Here is a 25,206-nt window from a genome sequence, read left to right as displayed (position 1 = left end):
GGACCCCGGGCTTCACCCAGGCGGGCAACTTCCAGCCCATCATCAGCGTCACCGACAGTGGCGTGCCCATGGCCAGCGACAGCGAGCAGGTCACCCTCACGGTGGGCGACGTCAACCGGCCGCCGGTGCTGGCGCCCATCGGCGCACGCACGGTGAACGAGGGCGAGACCCTGAGCTTCCCGGTTGCGGCCACCGATCCGGACGGCGATGCCTTGAGCTTTGCCCTGGCCAACGCGCCCACCGGCGCCACCCTGGTGGACAACGGTGACGGCACCGCGCTGTTCAGCTGGACCCCGGGCTTCACCCAGGCGGGCAACTTCCAGCCCATCATCAGCGTCACCGACAACGGCGAGCCCATGGCCAGCGACAGCGAGCAATTCACCGTTACCGTGGGTAACGTCAACCGGCCGCCGGTGCTGGAGGCGGTTGGTGACCGGACGGTGGAGGAGGGGGCATTGCTGAGCATTCGCCTCATGGCCAGTGACCCTGACGGTGATGGTCTCAGCTTCGATGTTTCCGGTTTGCCGCCGGGGGCGGATTTCGTGGACAAGGGTGACGGTACGGCGCTCTTCAGCTGGATACCGGATTACAGCCAGGCGGGCAACTTCCCGCTCGTGTTCACCGTCAGCGACAACGGTCAGCCGGTGGCCACTGACGAGGAATCCATCACCGTGACCGTGGGTGATGTCAACCGCCCGCCGGTGCTGGCACCCCTGGGCGACCAAACCCTGGCACCGGGCGAGAACCTGGTCCTTCCCCTCAGCGCCAGTGATGCCGATGGCGATGCCCTGGTCTTTGCTGCCAGTGGTCTGCCCGCCGGCGCCAGCCTGACAGACCACGGCGACGGCACCGCCACCTTTAGCTGGACGCCGGCTGCGGCCGCTGTGGTGTCGGTAAGGTTCCAAGTCTCTGACGATGGCGAGCCCATGGCCAGTGACAGCGCGGAGGTCACTTTCACCGTGGCGGCAACAGCGGGCGTGTGTGGCGGCGGGGTGGCCGGTGATCTGGACGGGGACTGCGATGTGGACAGCGACGACTTCGCGCTGTTTCAGGCCACTTTCGGCCAGTGTGCCGGGGCTGCGGCCTATAACGGTGATGCGGACTATGACGGTGACGGCTGCATTACCCTTGTCGACTACCAGACCTGGTACGGCTATTTTCTGAACGCACAAGGCGGATAAGGAGAAAAACAATGACGAAGACCATGAAAGCAATCTTGTTGGGCCTGACAGCGTACCTGCCCTTGCCAGCCGGCGCTGTGGTGGTTTCGCTGACGCCTTCCACCACAGACATCACCGTTGGGGACTTGCTCACGGTGGATATCGTTGCCGACATTCCCCTTACGGAACCCGTGCTGGGTTGGGGCCTGGATCTGGACAACGCCTCCGGCCTGTTGACTGCCACAGGCAGTCCCCTCATTGGCAGTGCGTGGATTCCCGCCTTCGGTTTTGACGGCGACGGCCTTGCCGGCCTTGCTTTTCCCTTGCCGGTGGTGGGTGACGATACCCTGCTTGCCACCTTGACTTTTGAAGCGGTGGGTGCGGGCACGGCGCTGTTGATGCCCGGCTACACCGCAACCGACCTTACTGAAGGTTTCGCCCTCAGTCCTTTCGATTTTGCAAGTACCAGTTTCACGGGGCTGAGCCTTACCATCAAAGAGGCCTCCTTCACCGTTCCGGAACCTCCCACGGCCCTGCTGCTGGCGCTTTGCGGTGCGGGTTTTGGGATGAAGCACTATCGGCGCAGAAAGCGGCGGCAGTGAACAAGGGCAGGCTGGCCTGACTCCAGGGGGCGGCCGCAGTGCGCCGGTGGCCGGCGCCTTGGAACGCAAGCCGGAAGGCGCGGACTCAGCAGCCACCGGAGCCGGCGCTGGTGGTCTTGCAAGTGTTGCCGGCCTCGTTGCGGGTCTGGGTGCCGCCGCTGGTGTAGCTCAGGGGGTTTTGGGCATCGTCGCGGAAGCTGCTCCACTGTGCCGTGCTGGTATCGAAGCCGCCGTTGTCCCAATAACTGTAGCTGCCGGGGGTGAAGCCGCTGCTGTCCCACTGTCCCGGCCCGGTGTAGGTGTAGCGGCCGCCGGTGATCTGGATGCCGGAGGAAGGGATGGTGGCAGCGTCGAAACCGCCGGGGATGGCGGGGTCGGTGAAGGTGAGGGTGTTGGTCATGGTGCCGGGGGTGCTGAGATCGCTGTAGCCGCTGTTGCTCATGTCCAGGGTGAATGAGGTGCTGAGGTCACTGGACACCACGCTCTGGGTGATTTTCGGTTTTGCGGTGAAGGACGATTTGATGAATTCCTGGGTCAGGCCCATGGCCGAGTCGACGATCACCTGGCGGGTGATGACTTTGGTGGGGTCGGCCGTGCCGTTGCCGGTGAGGGTGAGATCGGCGCTCAGGGGCGCATCGCCGCTGCCGCTGAAGGCGTTGTAGCTGCCGCCCGCGTAGGGGCAATAAGTGTTGCCGCAGGCGGTGGTGCCGTCTTGCACCTGAATGAAAGTCTCGTGGGCAAAGCCGTCTTCGCCCGGTCCCGGCGGCAGGCCTACGATCACGTGAAAATAGCGCTTGCCGTCCACGTCGGTGACGACCTCCTGGAGAAAGGGCGTTTTGTCCGGGTCCACGGTGCCGTTGGTGGCGCCGCCGTCGTGACTGGTGCAATTGACCCCGGCTCCGGAGTCGGGCCGGTTGCAGTTGAAATAGGATGTGCCACCGCCGTCGGACGGGCCGCTGGTCAGGGGTGTCCAGTTGAGAGTGAACTCCGCCAGTGCGCTGGCGGGAAGCGTCAGCAGACACAGCGCTACAGCCTGTGAACGGACAGAGTGGGAAGCAGGTGCGGGCATGAGCAATAAAATCCAATCGGACGCTGACAAAATCGGTTATCGGTACGGCAGCTCGCGGCTTGAGAGGGGCGCTGTCGCCGGCGGGCTGGCGGTGCCTGGAGGCATTGCTTTGATGCCTTGAGTGGCGGCGCTCTTTCGGGGAAGCCCGGTGTGGCTGGGTATGATCACGCATAAGGGGCACCGGCAGCCCTGGTTTGGGGCACTATACTGTTTAGCCGGCAGTCTTGAATTGCCGGTTGACAAAACAAGCCGAACAGTTGCGTAGTGAACGAGATTGTCAAAACATTGTTCCTTGCCGCATTGGCGCTTTTTTTGTGTGAGGGTGTTATGGCGAGTAATTTGAAACCCTGCCCCGATTCCCCCAATTGTGTCTCTTCGCTGGCCGCATCGGAGGAACACGCTGTAGCGCCTTTGCATTATGAGGGCGACAGGGCGCAGGCCCGGTCCCGTCTGCTTCAGGCTGTGCAGGCCCTGCCGCGCGTTAAGATTGTGGAAGCGCGCGGGGACTACATCCATGTCACGGCGACGTCTTTGATGTTCCGTTTCGTGGACGATGTGGAGTTTGAGTTCGACGACGAGAACAAGTTAATCCACGTACGCTCCGCGTCGCGTACGGGTTATTCCGATTTTGGTGTGAACCGAAAGCGGGTGGAAGCAATACGGCAGCGTTTCGAGGCTTTGAAGTAGCTGTGGCATCCAGGCAGTTCTGACGGCTGTGTTCAAAGGGCGTGCCCGTTGCGCCCAGCCGCTTCCGCTGCATCTGCATCCGCCTCCGGCGGGCACGGCGCAAGTCGGCCTCAGGACGGCCTTCCCTTATGTTTGTCGTTGCAAGAGGCAGGCGCACCGGCGGCGCATTTTCTGTGGTTTTGAAAAGCGGGGGGCGAGCTGGTGACAGATGAGCGCATCCAACTCATTCGGGGTGACATCACCACCTTGCCGGTGGAGGCCATTGTCAACGCCGCCAACGAGTCCCTGCTGGGCGGTGGTGGTGTGGACGGTGCCATTCACCGCGCCGCCGGTCCCGCGCTGCTGGCGGAATGCCGCACTCTGGGCGGCTGCCAGACCGGCCGGGCCAAAATCACCCGCGGCTATCGGCTGCCGGCGGCCTATGTGATTCACACCGTCGGGCCGGTGTGGCGGGGCGGCAGCCACGGGGAGGCCGAATTACTGGCGTCTTGCTATCGTGAGTGCCTGGCCCTGGCGGCGGAGCGGGGCATCAAGACCCTTGCTTTCCCGGCCATCAGTTGTGGCGTTTACGGCTACCCTCCCGAACAGGCGGCCGCCATTGCCGTGGCGGCGGTGCGGGCGGGTATGGCGCGCAACCGCCGTTTGCAGAAGGTGTACTTCGTGTGTTTCGGTGAGACGGTGTGTGAGGCCTATCGCCGCGCAATGGCCGCGGACGGCATCGCTCAGCCCTGAGTGGCATGCAGCAATTTGCGCAATTGTTTGACGTACTGCTTTTCGTTGAAGGGGCGGCCGCTGCGCTGTCCGGCCCAGATCATCTCCGCCAGGCATTCGGCGATCAGGTGCTCCGCTTCGTGGGTATCGCCCAGCTGCGCGGCCAGCTGGTGATGAATCTGCCGCAATGCCTTGGGGCGGTTGGTGGACAGTTGTTCCTGGATGGCGACGTGCAGGCTCATGTGTAAAAAGGGATTGCTCTCACCCATTTCCGGCAGATAGTCTTTGTCCAGGTGGGTTTCCCCCGCTTCCAGGATGCCGTGATATTCGGGGTGTTGGGCGATGATGTCGGTGATGAGTTCTTCCATGGGTTCCAAGGGCGCCCGGCTCAGGCGCTTCTTCCAGGCCTCGGCATAAAACTCACGGATTTTGCGGCGGTCTCGGGTGAATAGCATGTTGTGCTCGCTGGTGAAAATCATCGGCCTGCGGCTTGAGCGGCCGGTGGCGTTTTGTCACGAAATTCGCAAAGATCCCGGATTATACATGCCCCGCAGCGGGGCCGGCGGGCGGTGCACACGTAGCGGCCGTGCAGAATCAGCCAGTGATGGGCGTTGCGTCTGAATTCCTCCGGCACTCCCCCCAGCAGTTTTTGCTCCACTGCCAGTGGGGTTTTGCCCTGGGCCAGCCGGGTGCGGTTGGCGAGGCGGAAAATGTGGGTGTCCACCGCGATGGTAGGCTGGCCAAAGGCTGTGTTCAAAATCACATTGGCGGTTTTTCGCCCCACGCCCGGCAGCGCTTCCAGGGCGGCGCGTTGGTCGGGCACCCGGCTGCCGTGCTGTTCCACCAGGATTTTGCAGGTTTTCATGATGTTGGCGGCCTTGCTGTTGAAAAGGCCTATGGTTTTGATGTGGGCTTTCAGGCCCGCCTCACCCAGCCCCAGGATTTTCTCTGGCGTGGCCGCCACCTGGAACAGGGTTTTCGTGGCCTTGTTGACGCCTTTGTCCGTCGCCTGGGCGGAAAGCATTACCGCGATCAGCAATTCAAATGGCGTGCGGTAATGCAGCTCGGTGGTGGGATGGGGGTTGGCGGCCCGGAGGCGTTCGAATATCTGGCGGCGTTTGGCGGCGTTCATGGGGCGGGATTCATCGTTGCGCATGAACGGCCGAGCGTAAGCGAGGTCCGGCGCCCTGAAAGGGCGCGAATTCGGTGCGTTTGTTATGTGTTACGCCCATTTAATCTTCAAGTCACGTGCACGTTCTGCACAATCTCGCAGATATAAATTGATGAGACTTTGATACGGAATACCCTTTTGCTCAGCCAAGGTTTTGAAATATGAAATTGTATCTTCGTCAAGCCTGATAGTGATCTGCTTCTTCAGCTTCTTTGCATAGGGGGTCTTTTTCGATTTTGAAAAATCGTAATGATCACGCATTTCTGAAGCCCTCATACTCACGTCGCTCGGAGCGGTCTGCTTTACGGGCTGAAATCATACGAATGGTTTCCGGTTCCTCTCGGTAGCAATGACAGACAACCAGTAGGTAACCGAGAACTCAGACCCTAGGAGAACGAAACGGTCCTCTTCATCTGAGTGGTCCGGGTCGGCTATAAAACGGGCATTTTTATCAAAAAATGCCGTCCTTGCTTCGTCGAAAGAAACGCCATGCTTCTTCCGGTTTGCCGCATCCTTTCGGCTATCCCATTCGAAATTGAGCCCATCCATGGCCATATATTATAATTATGTTGTAGTTACAAGCAAGGGGCCGGCAACTCTCTATTTTTCTGACACATAACCCCTGTTGGATTCATTGTGGCCGGGCAGCCGGAGCGGGTGAAAGCTGGCGTTCGCGACAGCGCCGCCCCGGTGTGACAGGGCGGTTATGATACCCGGCGGGTCCTGGAAGCGTTTTCCCTTTAGCAGTGCTGTTGCCAAACATTCCCCGTTGAAGTTAGAATTGGCCGCTTTTATTCTCCTTGCTTCACCGCTTTTGCGCGGGAGGCTGCCAATCCGTAGGGAGTTTCGACACTATGCGACATTATGAGATCGTTTTTCTGGTCCACCCTGACCAGAGCGAGCAGGTTCCGGCGATGATCGAACGCTACACAGCCGCCATCACCGGCAGCGGTGGCACTATTCACCGCCTGGAGGACTGGGGTCGGCGCCAGCTGGCCTATCCCATCAACAAGGTGCACAAAGCACACTATGTGTTGATGAATATCGAATGTGAGCAGGCCGCTGTCGATGAACTGACCACTGCCTTTCGCTTCAATGATGCCGTGATCCGCAATCTGGTTATGCGCCGCGACGAGGCAGTGACCGAACCTTCCCCCCTTGCCAAGCCGAAGGAAGACGGCAAGCCGGCACCCAAGGAACGCGCGCCCGCCGCCGAAAAGGCCGCGCCTGCCGCAGAATAAGCATTCGCGCTCAAAACCCATTCCTTTCAAACTTTGCGGAGTTCACCAATGTCTCGTTTCTTCCGTCGCAGAAAATTCTGCCGTTTCACCGCCGAAGGCGTGAAAGAGATTGATTACAAAGATCTTCAAACCCTGAAGAACTACATTACCGAAACCGGCAAGATTGTTCCCAGCCGTATCACCGGCACGCGCGCCCGCTACCAGCGGCAACTGGCCACTGCGGTCAAGCGCGCCCGGTATCTGGCACTGCTGCCGTATTGCGATTCTCACTGATATCGGGCATTAACCCGGGGCAGGGCATTCCGGCCGCGGGGGCTTGCCTGCCGCCATCCACCGCTTTCGGGGGGTTTCAGAGAAATCATGCGCTCATTCGTCGCCTATATCATGCGCGGCCGCGTGCACGCCATGGCCATCAGCGTGTTGGGTGCGGTGTTGTCCCTGGTAGTACCCATTGTGAGTTATCTCAGTGCGGCGGTGATTGCTTTGGTGACCCTGCGCAGGGGGGCGATGGACGGTTTGTTCATCGTGATCGGATCGGCACTGGCGTTTTTGCTTTTTGCCCTGTTCACCCCGGTCAATCCCTGGGTCACGGTGGTGTTTGTGTTCGTGGCCTGGGTGCCCGTGTGGGCCCTGGCCAATGTCCTGCGGGCCACCGTGTCTTTGCCCAAGACCATCAACGCGGCGGCGGTGTTGGGTGTTTTGGCGGTGGTGGTGGTGTATTTTCGGCTGGACAATGTGGATGTCTGGTGGCAGGACCGCCTGGAGGCCCTGGCCCAGGCGGCCGGTGAGGGCGGGGCGGCCTCACAGGACGTCTTGTTGCAGGTGTTTTCGGCTGTCGTTCCCTATATGACCGGGGCATTGGTGGCCGGTGTGATGCTGGGACTGGTGACCAGCCTTTTTCTGGGGCGCTGGTGGCAGGCCTTGCTCTACAATCCCGGCGGCTTTCGCACCGAGTTCCGCGCCTTGCGCCTGGAACGTTCCTTCGCCCTTGCGTTCATTGCTGCCATCGCCTTGGCAGTGGTGGCGGGGGGGAAGTTCGGGGGGATGGCCGCCAACATCGCTGTGGTTCTGCTTTCCCTGTATGTGCTGCACGGATATGCCCTGGTGCACAGCGTGATTGCCCTTAAAGGCGCTCATGTGGGATGGCTGGTGGCCTTCTATGTGCTTACCCTGGTCATTTTGCCGCAGTTGCTGCTGCTGGTGGCAGTGGTGGGTTTTGTGGATTCCTGGGTGGATATTCGGGCCCGCCTGTCCAAGCGGGGGTCGCCGGAAGATACCCACTCATAGTTTCAAGATTGTTTTTTCAACGAATAAACAGAGGTCGGTAAGATGGATGTGATCTTGCTAGAAAAAGTGCAGAACCTGGGCAAGCTGGGTGACCGGGTGACTGTCAGGAACGGTTATGCCCGAAATTATCTGCTGCCCCAAGGTAAAGCGGCCATCGCCACCGCCGAGAATGTGGCGGAGTTTGAAGCCCGGCGCGCCGCGTTGGAAAAGGCGGAAGCCGAGGCCCTGGGGGCGGCGCAGGCCCGGGCCGATGCGCTGGAGGGTCTGCGTCTGGTGATCACTGCAAAATCCGGCGGTGAAGGCAAGCTTTTCGGTTCCATCGGCACCACCGACATCGCCGCGGCGGCGGTGGCGGCGGGCCACCAGGTCGAGCGCAGGGAAGTGCAGCTTCCGGAGGGGCCATTCCGGCAGGTGGGCGAGTACGAAGTGACGGTGCGCCTGCATCCGGACGTCAACGCTGCGATTACCGTCAGCGTGGAGGCTGAGGAAGACTCCGCCTGAGGTCTGTGCCACTGATGTGGAGTCCGGCGGCAGGTGCAGGGTGTCCGGCGGCCTGCGGTTCTCCCGGCCCAGGGAGGCGCCTCCTCCGGACGAGCCGCCAGCGGCCAGGGTGCCGGGGCACTGGGTGAGCGGGCGAGCCGCCCCTGTCCTGCGGGCCTTGCGCTGCGCCGCGTGGTGGCCAGGTGACGTAAAATAGGCCTCTTGTCAGCGATCGACGTATAACGTTATGCAGGAACTGGCACAATCGCCTCCCACCGTGGATCCCGTCACGCACGCCATCAAAGTGCCGCCTCACTCCCTGGACGCCGAACGCGCACTCTTGGGCGGCCTGATGCTGGACAATACCACCTGGGATCAGGTGGCGGACATGGTGACTGAGGATGATTTTTATCACCGCAATCACCGTTTGCTCTTCGGTGCCATCTCCCGCCTCGCCGACCAGGGCACACCTTTTGACGCGGTGACCTTGTCCGAACATTTGGAGAGTTTGGGCGAACTGGAACGCATTGGCGGCCTGGCCTATCTGGGCGACCTGGTCCAGAACACCCCCACGGCGGCGAACATCAAAGCCTACGCCCAGATCGTCCGTGATCATTCCGTCTCCCGCCAGCTGATTCACGTGGGCACCCAGGTGTGTGACGCGGTCTACGAGCGCGAGGGCCGCAGCACCGCCGAGCTTTTGGATTTTGCCGAACAACTGGTGTTCGAAATCGCCGAGAGGGGCGCCCGCGGCCGGCGCAACTTCATCCCCATGAAAGACTTGCTGGTCACTGTGGTGGACCGTATCGACACCCTGTTTCAGCAGGACGACCCCATCACCGGCGTGCCCACCGGCTTTTCGGATTTCGATGACATGACGTCCGGCTTGCAGCCGGGGGACATGGTCATCGTCGCCGGCCGGCCCTCCATGGGCAAAACAACCTTTGCCATGAATATCGCCGAACATGCCGCCATCAAAAGCAAGCTGGCGGTGGCGGTGTTCAGCATGGAGATGCCTGGCGAGCAGCTGGCGCTGCGCATGATGTCATCCCTGGGGCGTATAGATCAGCACCGCCTGCGCACCGGCAAGCTGGACGACGACGACTGGCCCCGCCTGACCTCTGCGGTGGGTATTCTGGCGGAAACGCCGTTCTTTATCGACGACACCCCGGCGCTGTCGCCCACCGAGCTGCGGGCCCGGGCCCGGCGGCTCAAACGTGAGCACGATGTGGGCCTGATCGTGATCGACTATCTCCAACTCATGAAAGTGCCTGGCGGGCGCGAAAACCGGGCCACGGAAATCTCTGAAATCTCGCGTTCGCTCAAGGCGCTGGCCAAGGAGCTGAACGTGCCGGTGGTGGCCCTGTCCCAGCTTAACCGCAGCCTGGAACAGCGCCCGAACAAACGGCCGGTGATGTCTGATTTGCGTGAATCCGGCGCGATTGAGCAGGATGCTGATGTTATCGTGTTCATCTACCGCGACGAAGTCTACAACGAAGACAGCGACGACAAGGGTACGGCGGAGATCATCATCGGCAAGCAGAGAAACGGTCCCATTGGCACCGTGCGCCTCACCTTTCTGGGCCAGTACACCCGCTTTGAAAACTATTCCCGGGACATTTACGCCGACGAGGATTATGCATGAGCCGGACCGCAGAGGCGGTCATCGACGTTGATGCGTTGCGGCATAATCTCGGTGTTGCCCGTGCCGCCGCGCCCGGCGGGAAAATCCTTGCCATCATCAAAGCCGACGCGTACGGTCACGGTCTCGTGGCCGTTGCCCGGGCGCTGGGGGGGGCGGATGCCTTCGGTGTTGCCTGCCTGGACGAAGGCGTGGCCCTGCGGCAGGGCGGCATAAAAAAGGACATCGTGTTGTTGGCCGGGGTGCTGGATCAGGCCGCCCTGGCCGGGGCCGACCGGCACCGCCTGTCCCTGGTGGTGCACAGCGAGCACCAAATTGCTGCCCTGCAGGCGGCCCGGTTGTCGGCGCCGCTCAAAGTGTGGCTCAAAGTGGACACCGGCATGCATCGCCTGGGGTTTTCCGTGGCGGTGGCCGCGGCAGCCTGGCGCCGTCTGGCGGCCTGTTCCAACGTGATCTCGCCGCCCGGCTGGATGAGTCATTTTGCCAATGCGGACCTGCGCACCGATCCCCGTACGGCGCAGCAACTGGCTGTCTTCCACGCGGTCATCGCCGACGCCCCGGGGCCGCGCAGCATCGCCAATTCCGCCGCGCTGCTGGCCTGGCCGGCCAGCCATGCCGACTGGCAGCGGCCGGGGCTGATGCTCTATGGCGTCTCGCCCTTTGAAGACAGCTCGGGGGGGGATCTGGGTTTGCGGGCAGCGATGTGCTTCACTTCGCGCCTGGTCGCGATCAAACCCCTGCCCCGGGGTGCGGCCGTGGGTTATGGCGGCGACTGGGTCTGTCCGGAGGACACCGTGATGGGGATCGTCGCCGCCGGCTACGGAGACGGTTATCCCCGCCACACCCCCAGCGGTACCCCGGTGTACGTCAATGGCGCCCTGGTGCCGCGGGTGGGGCGGGTGTCCATGGACACCCTGTGTGTGGATCTGGGCAGGAACAGCGCAGCCCGCGTGGGTGATGCGGTGGAACTGTGGGGCAGACATTTGCCCGTTGAAACCATTGCCCGTGCCGCCGGCACCATCCCCTACGAGTTGCTCTGCAAAGTGACCGGCCGGGTGGCGCGGCGGTATCGGACCCGGGCAGGCGATGAGTGAGCTCCCGTTTTGGCGCAAGCCCCTGGCGGCCTTGACGCCGGCGGAATGGGAGGCGCTGTGTGACGGCTGTGGCCGCTGTTGCCTGCACAAGCTGACGGACGAAGACAGCGGTGAGCAGGTCTGTACCCGGGTGGCGTGCAGGCTCTTGGATGTGACCACAGCCAGGTGCCGTGACTACGCCCACCGCCGGGAGCGGGTGCCGGACTGCGTGGCGCTGAGTCCGGCGGCCATTGATGAGGCCGAGGGCCTGCCCAGTACATGTGCGTATTTTCGCCGGGCCCGGGGAGAGGAGCTGCCCGTCTGGCATCCTCTGCGGAGCGGGCGGCCGGACAGTGTCAGGGCCGCCGGCGTGTCGGTGGCCGGGCGGGTGATATCAGAGGAGTATGTGCACCCCGGGGAATGGATGGCATGCCTGTTGGATGAGGAGTGACGGGGCGGCGCCGGCGGGGATGCGGCCACCGACCGCTTGCACTGGTGGGGGAGGGGGCGCCAAACTATGGCACATGACCCCATGCGGGAGGCGTGGCCGGGAGGTGCTCATGGACTCAACACAGGACCCGGTAGTTGGAAACTGGTATCGCCGCCTGGACGATGACGCGGAATTCCAGGTGGTGGCCATGGATGCTTTTGACGGTTTCGTGGAATTGCAGCATTTCCATGGCGAGGTGGAAGCGATGGAACTGGAACAATGGTATGCCATGGTCGTGGAAGATATTGAGCCGCCCAAGGACTGGTCCGACCCGCTGAGTTTTGCGGTGTACGGCGATGGCGATGGCGCCGGCGGGGAGCTGGAGCAGGACTGGGAGCGCGGTTTCAGCGAGTGGCCGGCGGAAGAATCATCTCCCAGTTACGAGTAATGTCGGCAACAGAAAGAAAAATACTGGATGGCGCGGTGGTGTTGAAATCAGCTCTTGCTTTCGTTTTGACTTGTTGTGTTTGTGTGCCGCCGGTTTGGGCCCAGTCCCCCGCTGAAGGGGGAGGGCGCGATGGGGATGATATCGTCGCGCTCATGAAGCGGGCGCAAGCCGGGGACATCAAAGCCCAGTCTGATTTGGGCGTGGCCCTGGCGCTGGGCCAGGGGGTCCCCAAAGACTATGAGCAAGCCTTGTTCTGGTTGAAACAGGCCGGCGGGGCCAACGACGCCGCGGCGCAAACGCTGTTGGGCTATATGTACCGCGACGGGATGGGTGTGGACGCTGACCCCGGCCAGGCCGTCCGCTGGTTCAAGGCCGCCGCCAGGCAGGGGCATCCGGTGGCGCAGACCAATCTCGCCGGGATGTATCTCAACGGCCAGGGTGCGGCGCGCGATCTGACTGCTGCGCTGAGGTGGTTTCGCAAGGCCGCCGAACAGGGCAACGTCTACGCCCAGGCCAACCTCGGCCGGATGTACGAAAATGGCGAAGGCACGGCCAGTGACATCAAAGAGGCATTTCGCTGGTATCGCGCCGCTGCCGAGGGGCGCCACGAACTGGCGCAGCGCAATCTGGCGCGGCTCTACGCCGCAGGCCGGGGAGTGAAGCGGGACTACGTGCAGGCCTACAAATGGTACACCATTGCCGGAGTGTGGCAGAGCGAAGAGCAAAGCAGCTCGCCCGCCGATCCCCGCTTTGCGCTACGGATGAAGATGAAGCCTGAGGAAATTGACGAAGCCAGCCGTCTGGCCAACGACTGGTGGATGGACCATTTCAAAAAACCACCGGAAAAATGATTCGTCAAACCCGGTCTGGCCAGCCCCGTCAAGCCATAAACACTTTGCACACCCCCGGTTCGCGGCAGACGGTTTCGTAGGCTTTGTCATAGAGCCGTTCTTTGCCTCGGCGGGCGCATTCGCTGTAGACCAGGTCGAGCATGGTGTGGGATTCCTCGCTGGCGCCCTGGCCGGGGCTCATGGTCTGGCAGACGCAGCGCTGCACCCAGCGAAACAATTCCCGGTCGTGGACGTGTTCCAGGTTCTCACGAAAATCGTCGATGTTCATGATGCCTCCCTCAACGCGGCACCAGGCTTCACCGGGCCTGGCGGACTGAAAAGAAACCGTCCTGGCGAGGGTGCCCTGCCGCGCACAAGCGGCGTGCAGCGATAACGGGGCGGCAGGCGTCCCTTCCCTGAAGTTAGTCGGCGTCCGGGTGGGCTTCTTGAGCTGCGTGGGGGGCAGACCGGGAATCGGTGGCAGAGAAATAGCGCCCGATCAAAAAGGGATCGTCGAAATGGCGCCGGCCGATAAAGGCGGTGGCTTGCTGTCCCCATTGCCGCATGGCGCCGGGGCTGCGTATGCCCATGGGCCACAAAATCCAACGTTCGCCCCGCTCACTGCCGGGGACCAAGCCGTGAGGGTCGAACATGCTGCGGCGGCCGCCGCCGGGCAGAGCCAGGGAACGGAGCTGATGGTAGTCCCGCAAGACGTAGGGTTTTGAGGACGGCGTCGGAGCGGTGGCGGAAATGCCCACGATCTGATGATGGCCGGTGTTCAGTGTCAGCGCGATACGCTGCCCGGGTTTCAAAACGGGCGCGGGGGCGGGGATCAGGGGGGGTTCCTGGTAGAGCTTGTTTTGTTCCGTTCTGGCGGTCAGGCGCGGGGAGGGGAAAAACATGTGATAACAACCGCAAGGGTGGATGGCGTCGTACAACAGGGGCGTTCCGTCCGTGTCCAGGGTGACGCGCCAGACGATGCCATCGAGGGGACCGGCGAGAATGTCCGCCCAGGATTCCCGGGGTCGCTCCGGGAACCAGAACACATACACCAGCTGAAGCAGGGTGGTGCCTTCGAAGCGGGTATGGCTGGTGAGGGTGTAAACGCTGGGATCGTTGATATCGATACGCAGCGTGCCATCGGCCTGCCAGCGGGGCGCGCCGATGTGATCGGCGTCGCTGGCCGTCTGCACCTCGATAAGCGGTGCGTGGCGCGCCAGGAGCCGGTTCAGCGCCTCATCGTCCCAATCCGCCGTGCCCAGAGGCTGCGCGGGGTGTCGGGCATGGGGCGGGTCCGGTGTGGTCACCGGCGCAGCCGCAGGCAAAAGCCGGGGCGCGTAGCGTGTGACCGGGCCGGAGTAAGGGAGCGGGTGGGCATATTGTTTTCTCACCCGCTCGTGCCAGCGGCTGATCCCCAGCCTTACGGCCAGCGCCGTCACCGGATAGATTCCCAGCCAGCGTTTGTAAGCCTGGTAGGCGTCCGCCACTTTGGCCTGGTCAAGCAGGCCAGAGCGCGCTTCGGGGGTGGTGAAATCGACGCGCTGCAAATGGACGGCGCACTGCGACAGCGCTTCATCCAGCGTCGCGGCGGGGGGCGCCAGTGCTTTGAGGCGCAGCCGTTCAGGCTTTGGCAGATTGGCCACTTCCACCCGCCGCGCCTCCCGGCCGGTCTTGCGCAGCTGCTCAAGCCAGGCGAAAAACGCGTCCCGCTGGTGCAGTTCGCCGCGAAATGAGGCAAGAAAACGGTTGACCCGCAGGTAGGGAAACCCCTCGATGCGTGCCGCCTGGGCGTCCCTCACCCCGGCGCTGTCGACGGCGCGATCAAGTTCAAGATAGAGATGGCGGCAGGTGCTTTCCAGGGAGGCCCCTGGCGGCGGTGCCGGTGGTGCGCTCACGCAAGCGCTGAGCGCCACCAGGAGGGCGGCCGGCCAGGACGCTTTCTTTATGGCAGCAAGGAATGATCGGGATAGGTGGCGGCGGCATGCCTGCGGAACAAGCGGCTTAAGCCTTTGCCCCGGCAGAGCAGGGGATTGCGCGGCGGGTGTGTCCATGCTTGTCCTGTGGGGGAAGAAAGCCGCCATCCAGAGGTGAAACCGGCATGAAGCTTAGCATGTGCCAGCTTTCCAGGTCGTATTCGCGCACCTGCCCGTCGTAGTACTGGACTTCTATGGTGCCGGCCTCGTCATTGATGGCGATGACTTCCAGTACCTCGCCGCGGCGGGTTATGAACCAATCGCCCACAGCAGGCTCCGGTTTGGTGTTCTGGGTCATGTGCTTCATCCTTAAATCTTCGGGGGGCGCTGGCAGGCCTCAGGCAATATTGAGACCACTCCTGCTTAAGTGTAGACCGTTGAAGTTTTTTTGCACGCCATGGCCCTGGTGCATGCAAAGCGTCAACACACATCAGGGGTGAGCGGAAATATCGCGTGCCGGCCGGGCTCGTCCGGTCTACAAAAAAGCCCGATGACTTTGCGGTTATGACTCACCTTCTCAGGTGGCGCTTGCCGCTCACTTACCACCTGTCCTGACATTGGGAACTGTGACTGAGTTCACAGTTTGCCCGCGACGCGATACATAGAATCTTCAGCCATGTGACAGCCGTCCCGTTGGGGATTGTCCCGCCATAAGGAGGTCATCATGGTCTGCAGATCAATACTCGGTGCGTTCTCAGGGATTGTCTTGTTGAGCGTGGCAGCCGGCGCCGGCGCTGATCCTTACGCCAGCGCTTATGAAGCGGCTGCGAGCGGCGACTACGAAACGGCAGGCATACTCTTCACTCATCTTGCCGATCGCGGCGATGCCCAGGCTCAGTTCAATCTGGCCCTCATGTATCATGGTGGACTTGGCGTGCCCCGCAATGAGCCGGAAGCAGTGCGCCTCTATCATCGTGCCGCCTATGCCGGCTCTGTCAACGCCATGGAATTCCTGGTGGTGGGTTATCAAGAGGGGTGGTTCGGCCTGCCGCGCGACCCAAAGCGTGCCGCCTACTGGTCCCGGGCGCTCATGAAGTATCAGGAATAATCGCCGCGGTGCCTTGCCGGTTTTCCGGGAGTGCAAGACTGTGATACCGTTGGAGCACGAAATGGAGGTTCAAAGGCATGCTGCAAGAAAGTCGTCCCGCCGATGATCGGCGTGTCCGTTCCGTCGCCATAGTCAACAAGCTGCTGGGCTCCCGCACCGAGGTGCTCACACTGTACAACCGGCTGGTGGGCCAGCGGCCCTATGCCAAGCCCGGCGTCGTCGCCCCCCTGCTCCAGCAGTTCTGCCAGGCCCTGGTGGATTACACCGCCCACGCTCATTTTCAGATTTACCGCCATTTTTCCGAGAAACGGGAAAGGCGTCAGGCGGTGCTCAAAGTGGCCAACGACATCTATCCCCAGATTCTGGGTATCACCCAGACTATTCTTGACTTCAATGACCAGTACGATTGTGAGGATCACTGCGACAGCCTGGGGAACCTCGACCGGGATCTTTCTTTGCTGGGGGAGAAGCTTGCCGATCTCATTGAGCTGGAAGACCGCCTTATCGCCGTATTTGTGGGTCGGGGCGCTTAAGATCCAGCCTGAAGCCGCCCCGTGCGGCTGGTCCGCCGGCCGGTGAGCACTATTCATCACAAGCGGTGGTTTTCCACCATTCTTCGCGCTGGGAGGGAGAATGGGCCTCACTGCACTGCCGCCTGAGCAACTCCGCCGGCGCTGCGATCCTGCGCAGTTCTCTTTTGTCACCACTGCCGAGGTGCCCGACCTCGATGTGTTTCTGGGTCAGGACCGGGCCGAGGAGGCCTTGCGTTTTGGCGCCGAAATGGCACATCCAGGCTACAACGTTTTTGTTCTCGGCCCCCCCGGCAGGGGGCGTCATACCATGGTCCTCTCCCTCCTGGCCGAGCGGGCCGCGAAAAAGCCCACCCCCGGTGACTGGTGCTACCTCAACAACTTTGAGGACCCGCAGCGGCCCCGCGCCATTGCGCTGCCGGCCGGCACGGGCCGTGCTCTGCGCGAGGACATCGGCCGCCTGGTGGAAGAACTCAAAGCCGCGGTGCCAGCGGTGTTTGACAGCGACGAGTACCGCGCCCGGGTGCAGGAGATTGAGCAGGCGCTCAAAGACCGCCAGGAGCAGGCCATGGAAGAGGTGGGCCGGGCGGCCCGTGAACAAGGCATAGAACTGATACGCACCCCGTCCGGTTTTGCCTTCGCGCCGGCCCCGCAGGGAGAGGTGCTGAGCGCGGAAGAATTTGAGCATCTTCCCAAGGAACAGCAGCAGCGCATTACCGGGCACATTGCCGCCCTGGAAGAGCGCTTGCGCGCCGTCATCCGCCAGCTGCCGCGCTGGCGCAAGGACTACCGGGATCAGATCAAAGCTCTCAACCGGGAGATGGCCATGGCCGCTGCCGGGGCCCAAATCAATGCCTTGCGCCAGCAGTACGCTGACTATCCCGCCGTCGTGGCCCATTTTGAAGCGCTGCAAGAAGACGTGGTGGAGCACGTGGATGATTTCCGCCAGGCGGAGGGCGGGGGTGGCGGCAGGGCCGTGGCCGACGGCTGGGAGCAGCTTGAGCGCCGCTACAGCGTCAACGTGCTGGTGGACCGCAGCGGGGCCCAGGGCGGCGTGGTGGTGTACGAGGACAATCCCAGCTACCAGAATCTGCTCGGGCGCCTGGAGCATCTGGCCATGATGGGCACCCTGGTGACCGATTTCACCCTGATTCGCTCCGGCGCCCTGCATCGTGCCAACGGCGGTTGCCTCATTGTGGATGCTCACAAACTGCTCACCCAGCCTTTCGCCTGGGAAGGCCTGAAACGGGCGCTGCGCAGCCGCGAGCTGCGGCTGGAATCCACGGAACGGCTGGTGGGGCTGATCAGCACCGTTTCCCTGGAGCCCGAGCCCATTCCCCTGGATGTCAAGGTGGTGTTGGTGGGGGAACGCCACCTCTATTATCTGCTCAGCGAATACGATCCGGAATTCGCCGAGCTGTTCAAAGTGGCGGCGGATTTTGAAGACAGCCTGGACGCCACTCCGGAGGGCGTCCGGCAATACGCCCGGATGCTGGCCACCATGGCCCGTCGGGACGGCCTGCGTCCCCTGGACCGGCAGGCGGTCGCACGGGTCATCGAATACAGCAGCCGTTGGCAGGATGACAGCGAAAAACTGTCCACCCACCTGCGGGCCGTGGGCGACCTGCTCCGCGAGGCCGATTACCAGGCCGCCAAGGCCGGCGCCCCGGCCTGTGGTGAGGCCCATGTGGAACGGGCGGTGGCTGCCCAGACACGGCGCGCGGACCGTGTCCGCCAGCGCATCCAGGAAGACATCCGGCGGGGATCGCTGTTGCTGGACACCGCAGGCGAGATTGTGGGTCAGGTCAACGGCCTGTCCGTCATGGAGTTGGGCGGTTTCAGTTTCGGTATCCCCCACCGAATTACCGCCCGCGTTCGTCTTGGCGAGGGCGAAGTGGTGGATATCGAGCGGGAGGTGGAACTGGGTGGGGCCTTCCATTCCAAGGGCGTCCTGATTCTGGCCGGTTTCATCGGTGGCCGGTATGCCCAGGACATCCCCCTGGCCTTGTCGGCCAGTTTGGTGTTCGAGCAGTCCTATCACTACGTGGAGGGCGACAGTGCCTCCTCCGCCGAACTATACGCCCTGCTTTCCGCTCTCGCCGGCGTGCCCGTGCGCCAGTCGTTGGCGGTGACCGGTTCGGTCAACCAGCGCGGCCAGGTTCAGGCCATCGGCGGTGTGAATGACAAGATAGAAGGCTTCTTCGATGTGTGCCGCGAGCGCGGCCTCAGCGGTGAGCAGGGCGTGTTGATTCCCGCTGCCAATGTTCCTCACCTCATGCTGCGCCGGGATGTGGTGGATGCCGTTGCCGAGGGCCGGTTCCACGTTTATGCGGTGGAGACGGTCGACCAAGGCATCGAGCTGTTGACCGGCATGGCGGCCGGCGCGCGCGGTGGGCAGGGCCTCTACCCCGCCGACAGCATCAACGGGCGGGTGTTCGCGCGGCTGAAAACTTGGGCGGAACTGCGCCACAGCTATGGCGAGCATCACGACAAAGACAAGGACAGCCCATGAGCGGGCCGTTGTCCGTCAAGCGGGTGGTGTGCGTAATGGCTTCCGTGTCGCGCGGCGATGGCCAGTTGGACGCCGCGGCCGATGTCGCCGCCGCCTTTCAGGCGCGCCTTGACGGCCTGCTGGTGGAGGACACCGATCTGTTGCAGGTGGCGGGTCTGCCGTTTGCCCGGGAGGTGGCGATGGCCAGTGCCGCCTTCCTGGCCCTGGATGTGCCCAGGGTGGAGCGCCTGCTGCGGCTCCGGGCCCGCCAGGCGGCGCAGTCTTTGCTCCGCGCCGGCCGTCGCTGGGACATCAGCGCTGATTTGCGGATCGTGCGCGGCCCGTGGCAGCGGGAAGTCCCCGGCGCCGGCGGGGCGGGCGATGTGTTGGCGCTGGAGCGCGGTGCCGCCGGCTCGCGGTCGTGGACCGCCTTGCAAACCACCCTGAGCGCCTCGGCTTGCGCGGGGGTGATGTGGGGCGGCTGGAGGGAGCCACCCCGCGCCTTGGCCTTGCTGCACGGCCCCGGTGGTCCGGGATGGCGGGCCTTGCAGGCGGCGGCGCGGCTGGCGCAGGCGTGGCGCCTGCCGTTGACCGTCTATACCACCGGTCTGGCGCCGGCGGAGCACACAATCCTGGAGGAAGTGGCCGTGACGGTGGCGCCGGTGGAACGTTTGCCTTGTTCCCGCGGTCCCTTGCTGGTGGCGCCAGGGGAGGGGGTGGATTCCGCCCGGCTCAGGCGCCTGCTCGCCTGTGCGGGCAGCGTGCTGTTGATTCACTGAGACTCCCGCAAGTGCCGCCACCTTTTGTCATCATGGCCCATAGTCATCATGGTTAGTGTCGCCGATCAACAAACGGGCGCCACCAGCAAAGATCCGCTCGATGCCGGTCGCTGGCTCGCCGCCTTGGAGCCGCAGCGGCCCCCCGCTGAAATGGCGGTGATACGGCGTGCCTGCGAGCTGGCCCGGGGGGCCCACGCCGGCCAGTTTCGCGCCAATGGCGATCCCTACTTTCAACACAGCCTCGCGGTCGCCCACATTCTGAACGGCCTCGGCCTGGATTACGAGACCCTCTCCGCTGCGTTGTTGCACGATGTGGTGGAAGACACGGCCCTGTCACTGGCGGACATCGAAAGCCTCTTCGGCCCGGTTATCGCCGGCCTGGTGGACGGGGTCACCAAGATGACCGTCATCCAACCCACCCCGGATTCCAGCGACCCTGCCAGAAGGGCGCGCGGCCAAACTGAATCTCTGCGCAAAATGCTGTTGGCGATGGTGGAGGACGTGCGGGTGGTGCTCATCAAGCTGGCCGACAGGCTGCACAATATGCGCACCCTGGCGGCGCTGACGGCGGCGCAACAACAACGCATCGCCGAGGAAACCCTCAATATCTACGCGCCGTTGGCCAATCGTCTGGGCATCTGGCAAATCAAATGGGAACTGGAGGACCTGGCCTTTCGCCACCTCCATCCGCGCACCTACAAGCACATTGCCGCCATGGTGGCGGAGCGGCGGGTGGACCGGGAGAACTACATCGCGCGGTTCATGGACTTGTTGTCTCAGAAACTGGCCGCCGCGGGCATCGCGGCGGAAGTCTCTGGGCGGCCCAAGCATATTTACAGTATTTGGCGAAAAATGCTCCGTAAGGGGCTGGATTATCATCAGATTTATGACGTTCGGGCCGTACGCATCCTGGTCGGGGAAGTGCCTGATTGTTATGCCGCCCTGGGTGTGGTCCACGGTCTGTGGCAATACCTGCCGGGGGAGTTTGACGATTACATCGCCACCCCTAAGGAAAACAACTACCAATCCATCCACACTGCGGTGCTGGGGCCGCAAGGCAAGACCGTGGAAGTGCAGATACGCACCCGCGCCATGCATGAGGATTGCGAACTGGGCGTGGCGGCGCACTGGCGCTACAAGGAAGGGGCTGCCGCGGATCCGGGTTTTGACCGCAAGATCAGCCTGTTGCGGCAGCTTCTGGACTGGAAGGATGATCTGGCTGCCAGCGGCGGCCTGGGCGATGATCTGCAAGCAGATTTGTTCGAGGAGCGGGTGTACGTCTTCACGCCCCGGGGCGATATCATCGATTTGCCCCGGGGCGCGACGGCTTTGGATTTCGCCTATCACATCCATACCGAGCTGGGGCACCGCTGCCGGGGCGCCAAAATCAACGGTGCCATGGTGCCCCTGACCCAGTCTCTCAGCACCGGCCAGCGGGTGGAAATCCTGACTGCGAGGCGGGGTCATCCCAGCCGGGACTGGTTGAATCCCCACCTGGGTTATCTCAAGACCTCCCGGGCCCGCTCCAAGGTGCAAAGCTGGTTCAAGCAGCAGGATTTCGAGGCCAACGTGGCGGCCGGGCGGGCGGGTCTGGAAAAAGAGCTCCATCGCCTGGGGCTCGCAGCGGTGAACTACGAGGCGCTGGCGAAGGGGCTGCATTTTGGCAGCAGTGCGGACTTGTTTGCGGCGCTGGGGCGGGGCGACATTAAAACCTCCCAGGCCATCGGCGTGTTGCAGGGGCCGCCCGCCGCGCCGGAACCGATCACCCCCAGGCCTGCCACCGGCCGGGACAGGTCCGGCCGGGCTGCCAATGACGTGGAAATTCTTGGCGTGGGAAATCTGCTCACCCATCTGGCCCGCTGCTGCAAACCCGTGGCGGGGGACGACGTGGTGGGTTACATCACCCGGGGGCGCGGGGTGACCATCCATCGGCGGGATTGTCCCAATGCGCTGCGTTATGCCAATGACAGCCCGGAACGCTTGATCGAAGTGCAATGGGGCGGTGCCGGTGCCACATATCCGGTGGATATCGGTATTACGGCTTATGACCGGCAGGGCTTGTTGCGGGACATCAGCGCGGTGCTGGCCAACGAAAAGGTGAATGTGCTTGCGGTACACACCGAGTCGGACCGGCGCGAGAACCTGGCGCGCATGAGCTTGACGCTGGAGATTGCCGGCTTGCCGGAGCTGAGCAGGGTTTTGACAAAAATCGGGCAATTGACAAACGTAGTGGATGTGAGAAGGGAAACGGCCTGAAGTTGCCGCGGGCCTGAGATTTGCGCGAATCCTAAAGAAAACGGCTCTGAAAATGGCGGCATACGGTACTTGACACATGCAAACGTATCGAGCAAAATGCGCCGCTCACTGGGGCTATAGCTCAGCTGGGAGAGCGCTTGCATGGCATGCAAGAGGTCGGCGGTTCGATCCCGCCTAGCTCCACCAAAACACCGCTTTGCCGGGCTGGCCGGGCCAGCCCTTTGTTTTGATCAAGCGTTTTTTGGTCCCCATCGTCTAGCCGGCCTAGGACACCGCCCTTTCACGGCGGTAACAGGGGTTCGAATCCCCTTGGGGACGCCAACTGATAAGGAAAGGCCCCGTGCGAAAGCACGGGGCCTTTTCTTCATATGGGCTTTTGGTTTCTCCCACGAATCGGTGGGAGGAGACCCATGCTTGCAGAAAGTCCATCGACGAGACGGTGTGTCCGACGGCACCTGAGCGGGCAGCCTTGTGCCGCCGGAAATCAGCTCCGGCCAGGGAGCCCGGTATACTGTCGCCAACAGTCCTTTCCGCCGCAGTGAGTTCCGGGGCGTGGGAGAAGTTTTCAATTTCAGTAGAACCACCTGTTTTGCTCGAGAACCTCTGCTGAGCCGGGACGATCACCGGCCAAAGCCAGCCTGTTTGCGCCCGTTTCATCTGGGCGCGATGACGGGCCGAAAGACCACAACAATCTCGTTGAAGACGATAGGGCATGGCGTTGCAACTGGCAAAACTCACCCGGCCGGCGGCGGGTTCGGCACTCGCACGGGAGCGCCTGTTCGACCAACTCGATGCGGCGCGCAGCACGTCGCTGATCTGGATAAACGCGCCGGCGGGCGCGGGCAAGACCACGCTGATTTCCAGCTATATCGAAGCCAGAAAATGCAAGACCCTGTGGTACCGGATGGATGCCGGCGACCGGGACGCGGCCTCATTTTTTCACTACCTGGGCAAGGCGCTCCAGGTGGCCGCTGGCGGCCGCAGGAAGATGCCGGTGCTGTCGCCGGAATACCGGCAGGGACTGCTGCAGTTCAGCCGTCACTATTTCCGTGAACTGTTTCAGCACCTGGGCGAGTCGGCGCTGCTGGTGCTGGACAATCTTCAGGATGCCGGAACCAATGCCGAGGTGTGCGAGCTGCTGGCGGTGGCCTGCGAGGAGGTGCCGGCGGGCAGCTGTATCGTCGTCGCCAGCCGGGTCGAGATGCCCACAGTGTTTGCCCGGCTGCGCGTGGCCCGGAAGGTCACCGAAATCCACTGGCAGGATTTGCAGTTCAATCTCGACGAGCAATTGGCCATTGCCCGCCAGCGCTATCCCCAGCATGACATCACGCCGCAACACATTCAGGGCCTCGACCGTCATGTGCGTGGCTGGGTAACCGGGCTGGTGTTGTTGCTGGAGCAGGGAACACATTGCCACGATCTGAAATTCGAGGCCGAAGAAGTCGACCGGCAATATCTGTTCGACTATTTCGCCAGCGAGATCTTCGCCGCCATCGATGCCCACACGCAGACGTTCCTGATCCAGACCGCGGTCCTGCCAACCATGACGGCGGCGATATGCCGCCGGCTGACCGGCAACCGCAGCGCCGGAAAGATACTGGCGGACCTGGCCCGCAAGCAATACTTCACCGTTCGCCGGGGCAGCATAAAACCCGGTTACGAATACCACCCGCTGTTTCGCCAGTTTCTGCTGCAGCAGGCCAGCGAACAGTTGGACGACGCGGCATATCGGCAGCTGCAAAGTCAGGCGGGACTGTTGCTGGCCGATGACGGCGGCATCGACGAAGCGGCGAAGCTGTTCATCGACGCGCAGAACTGGCAGGCACTGTGTGCACTGGTCCTGAAACATGCCCGGCAACAAATTGAAACGGGGCGCAATCAGCAGCTTGTCCAGTGGATCGAACAATTGCCGGAGGACGTCGCGCAGCAGCCCTGGTTGACCTACTGGCTGGGCATGGCCTGTTTGCGCTATCAGAACCACCGTGCCCGGACGCTGTTCGAGAGCGCCTACGCGCGGTTCAAAAAGGCAAAGGATGCCAAGGGCCTGTACCTGAGCTGGTGCGGCGTGTCCGATGCCTACCGCTTCGCGCACGATCACTTCGTCGGTGCGGATCGGTGGATCGACGAACTGGCCTGGTTGCAACAAAACCATACCCGGCCTTTCGATCTGGATTTGCGCGGCCACCTGGTTTTTTCCGCCACCGGCCTGCTGCTTTGGGCAAGGCCCAGCCACCCCGATCTGCCGCAATGGATCACCCGACTCGAAGCGCTTTATCGGCGTGTTTCCGGCACTACGCTGAAGGCCATGTGCGCCGGTCAGCTGGTCATCCACTATTCGCACATCGGAGAAATGGAAAAGCTCCGGGAGATGGACCGGCGTTTGCGCAAGCTGGAAGAAAAACGGGATAACACCGCGCTGGCGGCCACTGTGATCATGGCGCTGAAATGCGCCATCGACTGGCTCACCGGTGAACTGAAAATGAGCGATACGTTGATCGACGAGCATCAGCGGTTCATCCGTGACAGGGGGGTGGATGTCTACAGCGGCCTGTCGCTGTCACAGTCGCTTTATCACGCCACCTGCCGGCGTGACCCGGAGCGGGTGGAATCCTTGCTGGAAGACTATCTCGATGATGTCGCGGATGACGACATCCTGGCCCAGTGCTATTTCCAGTTACATTCGTGCAATTTGCAGATTCTTCGCCGGAATTATGATCTTGCGCTGACCCACGGCGATCTCGCCCTGGAACTGGCGGACAAGTCCGCGGTGCCATTCGCGCAATGGTTCGCATCCGCACTGGTGGCCTATCTGCTGGTCGAAAAAGGGGAGTACCGGCAGGCCGGGCACTATCTCGGCGTGGTCCGGGGCATCGTCGAGCCCATGCGCTCGCTGTCCGGCGTGGCGGTCGCGGACATGCTGCAGAGCTATCTCGCCTATTGCCAGAACGAGATGGACACGGCATTGCAATTTCTCGAAACCGGTTTTCGGCGCGCGCGGGAGAAGGACATCAAGGCCTCCGGCGTATGGCCGCCGCGGATGATCGCCACCCTGTGCGCGCTGGCGCTGGAACACGATATCGAACCGGACTACGCGCGACGCCTGATCCGCATCTACACCTACCTGCCACAGGACTGCCGTCACGTCAGTGAGCATTGGCCGTGGCCGCTGAAAATTTACACCCTGGGCCGGTTTGGCGTGCTGCTCGACGACGAGCCGCTGGATGTGGAGACCCGTCCCTTCGACCTGTTGAAGGTGGTGCTCGCCAACGGCGGGCGCAATGTGCATGAGCAGACCATC

The 25,206-nt window shown here is 62.6% G+C and carries 25 protein-coding genes, 2 tRNA genes and 1 pseudogene; 20 read left to right on the top strand and 8 right to left on the bottom strand.

The genetic code is table 11. The features are described from left to right. Window positions 1-1,192: 1,192 nt before the first annotated feature. The gene (locus ENJ19_11755; protein ID HHM06394.1) at window positions 1,193-1,762 is read left to right on the top strand and encodes a hypothetical protein; all 570 of its coding nucleotides are present in this window, start codon (window positions 1,193-1,195) and stop codon (window positions 1,760-1,762) included. Between the two features lie 85 nt (window positions 1,763-1,847). On the opposite strand, the gene ENJ19_11750 is transcribed toward ENJ19_11755, so the two are convergent. Beyond that, window positions 1,848-2,831: a hypothetical protein gene (locus tag ENJ19_11750; GenBank protein HHM06393.1), complete on the bottom strand. Its 984-nt coding sequence runs from the start codon at window positions 2,829-2,831 to the stop codon at window positions 1,848-1,850. Between the two features lie 327 nt (window positions 2,832-3,158). Between ENJ19_11750 and ENJ19_11745 the strand changes: the two genes are divergently transcribed. Together ENJ19_11745 and ENJ19_11740 are read left to right on the top strand one after the other, a co-directional pair. Further along, window positions 3,159-3,518: a DUF1499 domain-containing protein gene (locus tag ENJ19_11745; GenBank protein ID HHM06392.1), complete on the top strand. Its 360-nt coding sequence runs from the start codon at window positions 3,159-3,161 to the stop codon at window positions 3,516-3,518. Between the two features lie 198 nt (window positions 3,519-3,716). Continuing rightward, window positions 3,717-4,250 (top strand): O-acetyl-ADP-ribose deacetylase, encoded by a 534-nt coding sequence (locus tag ENJ19_11740; GenBank protein HHM06391.1) that lies wholly within the window; start codon window positions 3,717-3,719, stop codon window positions 4,248-4,250. Here ENJ19_11740 and ENJ19_11735 read toward each other — a convergent pair. From ENJ19_11735 to ENJ19_11720, 4 genes and pseudogenes are all read right to left on the bottom strand, one after another. Beyond that, complete coding sequence (locus ENJ19_11735) at window positions 4,241-4,684, bottom strand: DUF1841 family protein (GenBank protein ID HHM06390.1); 444 nt, start codon at window positions 4,682-4,684, stop codon at window positions 4,241-4,243. The two genes, ENJ19_11740 and ENJ19_11735, sit on opposite strands and share 10 nt — an antisense overlap. A 20-nt stretch (window positions 4,685-4,704) precedes the next feature. After that, window positions 4,705-5,361, bottom strand: a complete 657-nt coding sequence (gene nth, locus ENJ19_11730) for an endonuclease III (protein ID HHM06389.1) — start codon at window positions 5,359-5,361, stop codon at window positions 4,705-4,707. Between the two features lie 90 nt (window positions 5,362-5,451). After that, window positions 5,452-5,661, bottom strand: a complete 210-nt coding sequence (locus tag ENJ19_11725; protein HHM06388.1) for an antitoxin — start codon at window positions 5,659-5,661, stop codon at window positions 5,452-5,454. Next, window positions 5,654-5,949, bottom strand: a pseudogene (locus ENJ19_11720) (BrnT family toxin). Before ENJ19_11720 ends, ENJ19_11725 begins: the two are co-directional and overlap by 8 nt. 305 nt (window positions 5,950-6,254) lie before the next feature. Here ENJ19_11720 and ENJ19_11715 point away from each other — a divergent pair. From ENJ19_11715 to ENJ19_11675, 9 genes are all read left to right on the top strand, one after another. Continuing rightward, window positions 6,255-6,641, top strand: a complete 387-nt coding sequence (locus tag ENJ19_11715; protein ID HHM06387.1) for a 30S ribosomal protein S6 — start codon at window positions 6,255-6,257, stop codon at window positions 6,639-6,641. Between the two features lie 48 nt (window positions 6,642-6,689). Then, window positions 6,690-6,914, top strand: coding sequence for a 30S ribosomal protein S18 (gene rpsR, locus ENJ19_11710; protein HHM06386.1), 225 nt, complete (start codon window positions 6,690-6,692; stop codon window positions 6,912-6,914). Between the two features lie 87 nt (window positions 6,915-7,001). Further along, complete coding sequence (locus ENJ19_11705) at window positions 7,002-7,928, top strand: DUF2232 domain-containing protein (GenBank protein ID HHM06385.1); 927 nt, start codon at window positions 7,002-7,004, stop codon at window positions 7,926-7,928. A gap of 42 nt (window positions 7,929-7,970) precedes the next feature. Beyond that, window positions 7,971-8,429: a 50S ribosomal protein L9 gene (locus ENJ19_11700; protein ID HHM06384.1), complete on the top strand. Its 459-nt coding sequence runs from the start codon at window positions 7,971-7,973 to the stop codon at window positions 8,427-8,429. A 226-nt stretch (window positions 8,430-8,655) separates the two neighbouring features. Beyond that, window positions 8,656-10,053, top strand: a complete 1,398-nt coding sequence (dnaB, locus tag ENJ19_11695; protein HHM06383.1) for a replicative DNA helicase — start codon at window positions 8,656-8,658, stop codon at window positions 10,051-10,053. Continuing rightward, window positions 10,050-11,144 carry an alanine racemase gene (alr, locus tag ENJ19_11690; protein ID HHM06382.1) on the top strand — a complete coding sequence of 365 codons (1,095 nt, stop codon included), beginning with the start codon at window positions 10,050-10,052 and terminating at the stop codon, window positions 11,142-11,144. The genes dnaB and alr overlap by 4 nt, the downstream gene beginning before the upstream one ends. Beyond that, a complete protein-coding gene (locus ENJ19_11685) occupies window positions 11,137-11,574 on the top strand; it encodes a YcgN family cysteine cluster protein (protein HHM06381.1) in 438 nt (145 codons plus the stop codon). Before alr ends, ENJ19_11685 begins: the two co-directional genes overlap by 8 nt. Before the next feature lie 109 nt (window positions 11,575-11,683). Next, window positions 11,684-12,001 carry a hypothetical protein gene (locus ENJ19_11680; protein ID HHM06380.1) on the top strand — a complete coding sequence of 106 codons (318 nt, stop codon included), beginning with the start codon at window positions 11,684-11,686 and terminating at the stop codon, window positions 11,999-12,001. Continuing rightward, entirely contained in the window at window positions 12,001-12,852 is an 852-nt protein-coding gene (locus tag ENJ19_11675) for a sel1 repeat family protein (GenBank protein HHM06379.1), read from the top strand. The genes ENJ19_11680 and ENJ19_11675 overlap by 1 nt, the downstream gene beginning before the upstream one ends. A 28-nt stretch (window positions 12,853-12,880) precedes the next feature. Here the strand turns inward: ENJ19_11675 and ENJ19_11670 are convergent, their stop codons facing one another. The 3 genes from ENJ19_11670 to ENJ19_11660 all read right to left on the bottom strand — a co-directional run bounded on the left by ENJ19_11670 (window position 12,881) and on the right by ENJ19_11660 (window position 15,102). Then, entirely contained in the window at window positions 12,881-13,120 is a 240-nt protein-coding gene (locus ENJ19_11670) for a hypothetical protein (protein HHM06378.1), read from the bottom strand. 133 nt (window positions 13,121-13,253) lie between these two features. Continuing rightward, window positions 13,254-14,726, bottom strand: a complete 1,473-nt coding sequence (locus ENJ19_11665) for a hypothetical protein (GenBank protein HHM06377.1) — start codon at window positions 14,724-14,726, stop codon at window positions 13,254-13,256. 106 nt (window positions 14,727-14,832) lie between these two features. Next, window positions 14,833-15,102, bottom strand: a complete 270-nt coding sequence (locus ENJ19_11660; protein HHM06376.1) for a hypothetical protein — start codon at window positions 15,100-15,102, stop codon at window positions 14,833-14,835. A 366-nt stretch (window positions 15,103-15,468) separates the two neighbouring features. On the opposite strand from ENJ19_11660, the gene ENJ19_11655 reads away from it, so the two are divergent. The 8 genes from ENJ19_11655 to ENJ19_11620 all read left to right on the top strand — a co-directional run. Beyond that, window positions 15,469-15,852, top strand: coding sequence for a sel1 repeat family protein (locus tag ENJ19_11655; protein ID HHM06375.1), 384 nt, complete (start codon window positions 15,469-15,471; stop codon window positions 15,850-15,852). Between the two features lie 77 nt (window positions 15,853-15,929). Continuing rightward, window positions 15,930-16,385: an Rsd/AlgQ family anti-sigma factor gene (locus ENJ19_11650; GenBank protein ID HHM06374.1), complete on the top strand. Its 456-nt coding sequence runs from the start codon at window positions 15,930-15,932 to the stop codon at window positions 16,383-16,385. Window positions 16,386-16,485: 100 nt separating this feature from the next. After that, window positions 16,486-18,894: an ATP-binding protein gene (locus ENJ19_11645; protein ID HHM06373.1), complete on the top strand. Its 2,409-nt coding sequence runs from the start codon at window positions 16,486-16,488 to the stop codon at window positions 18,892-18,894. After that, entirely contained in the window at window positions 18,891-19,652 is a 762-nt protein-coding gene (locus ENJ19_11640) for a hypothetical protein (GenBank protein HHM06372.1), read from the top strand. Before ENJ19_11645 ends, ENJ19_11640 begins: the two co-directional genes overlap by 4 nt. A gap of 48 nt (window positions 19,653-19,700) precedes the next feature. Further along, window positions 19,701-21,908: a GTP diphosphokinase gene (relA, locus tag ENJ19_11635; GenBank protein HHM06371.1), complete on the top strand. Its 2,208-nt coding sequence runs from the start codon at window positions 19,701-19,703 to the stop codon at window positions 21,906-21,908. Window positions 21,909-22,018: 110 nt separating this feature from the next. After that, a tRNA-Ala gene (locus ENJ19_11630) sits at window positions 22,019-22,094 on the top strand. A 58-nt stretch (window positions 22,095-22,152) separates the two neighbouring features. Further along, window positions 22,153-22,229 (top strand) — tRNA-Glu (locus ENJ19_11625). 391 nt (window positions 22,230-22,620) lie between these two features. Continuing rightward, on the top strand, window positions 22,621-25,206 hold a 2,586-nt coding region (locus ENJ19_11620), incomplete at its 3' end, for a hypothetical protein (protein ID HHM06370.1).

It is taken from the genome of Gammaproteobacteria bacterium (assembly GCA_011375345.1).
GTDB lineage: Bacteria > Pseudomonadota > Gammaproteobacteria > DRLM01 > DRLM01 > DRLM01.
Note: the sequence above shows the minus strand (reverse complement) of the source record. Positions and strands in the feature narration are given on the sequence as shown.

Coding starts and splice junctions, on each gene's coding strand:
- ENJ19_11755 (HHM06394.1), top strand. CDS start 1,193: ATGACGAAGACCATGAAAGCAATCTTGTTGGGCCTGACAGCGTACCTG.
- ENJ19_11750 (HHM06393.1), bottom strand. CDS start 2,831: ATGCCCGCACCTGCTTCCCACTCTGTCCGTTCACAGGCTGTAGCGCTG.
- ENJ19_11745 (HHM06392.1), top strand. CDS start 3,159: ATGGCGAGTAATTTGAAACCCTGCCCCGATTCCCCCAATTGTGTCTCT.
- ENJ19_11735 (HHM06390.1), bottom strand. CDS start 4,684: ATGCTATTCACCCGAGACCGCCGCAAAATCCGTGAGTTTTATGCCGAG.
- nth (HHM06389.1), bottom strand. CDS start 5,361: ATGAACGCCGCCAAACGCCGCCAGATATTCGAACGCCTCCGGGCCGCC.
- ENJ19_11725 (HHM06388.1), bottom strand. CDS start 5,661: ATGCGTGATCATTACGATTTTTCAAAATCGAAAAAGACCCCCTATGCA.
- ENJ19_11715 (HHM06387.1), top strand. CDS start 6,255: ATGCGACATTATGAGATCGTTTTTCTGGTCCACCCTGACCAGAGCGAG.
- rpsR (HHM06386.1), top strand. CDS start 6,690: ATGTCTCGTTTCTTCCGTCGCAGAAAATTCTGCCGTTTCACCGCCGAA.
- ENJ19_11705 (HHM06385.1), top strand. CDS start 7,002: ATGCGCTCATTCGTCGCCTATATCATGCGCGGCCGCGTGCACGCCATG.
- ENJ19_11700 (HHM06384.1), top strand. CDS start 7,971: ATGGATGTGATCTTGCTAGAAAAAGTGCAGAACCTGGGCAAGCTGGGT.
- dnaB (HHM06383.1), top strand. CDS start 8,656: ATGCAGGAACTGGCACAATCGCCTCCCACCGTGGATCCCGTCACGCAC.
- alr (HHM06382.1), top strand. CDS start 10,050: ATGAGCCGGACCGCAGAGGCGGTCATCGACGTTGATGCGTTGCGGCAT.
- ENJ19_11685 (HHM06381.1), top strand. CDS start 11,137: ATGAGTGAGCTCCCGTTTTGGCGCAAGCCCCTGGCGGCCTTGACGCCG.
- ENJ19_11680 (HHM06380.1), top strand. CDS start 11,684: ATGGACTCAACACAGGACCCGGTAGTTGGAAACTGGTATCGCCGCCTG.
- ENJ19_11675 (HHM06379.1), top strand. CDS start 12,001: ATGTCGGCAACAGAAAGAAAAATACTGGATGGCGCGGTGGTGTTGAAA.
- ENJ19_11670 (HHM06378.1), bottom strand. CDS start 13,120: ATGAACATCGACGATTTTCGTGAGAACCTGGAACACGTCCACGACCGG.
- ENJ19_11660 (HHM06376.1), bottom strand. CDS start 15,102: ATGACCCAGAACACCAAACCGGAGCCTGCTGTGGGCGATTGGTTCATA.
- ENJ19_11655 (HHM06375.1), top strand. CDS start 15,469: ATGGTCTGCAGATCAATACTCGGTGCGTTCTCAGGGATTGTCTTGTTG.
- ENJ19_11650 (HHM06374.1), top strand. CDS start 15,930: ATGCTGCAAGAAAGTCGTCCCGCCGATGATCGGCGTGTCCGTTCCGTC.
- ENJ19_11645 (HHM06373.1), top strand. CDS start 16,486: ATGGGCCTCACTGCACTGCCGCCTGAGCAACTCCGCCGGCGCTGCGAT.
- ENJ19_11640 (HHM06372.1), top strand. CDS start 18,891: ATGAGCGGGCCGTTGTCCGTCAAGCGGGTGGTGTGCGTAATGGCTTCC.
- relA (HHM06371.1), top strand. CDS start 19,701: ATGGTTAGTGTCGCCGATCAACAAACGGGCGCCACCAGCAAAGATCCG.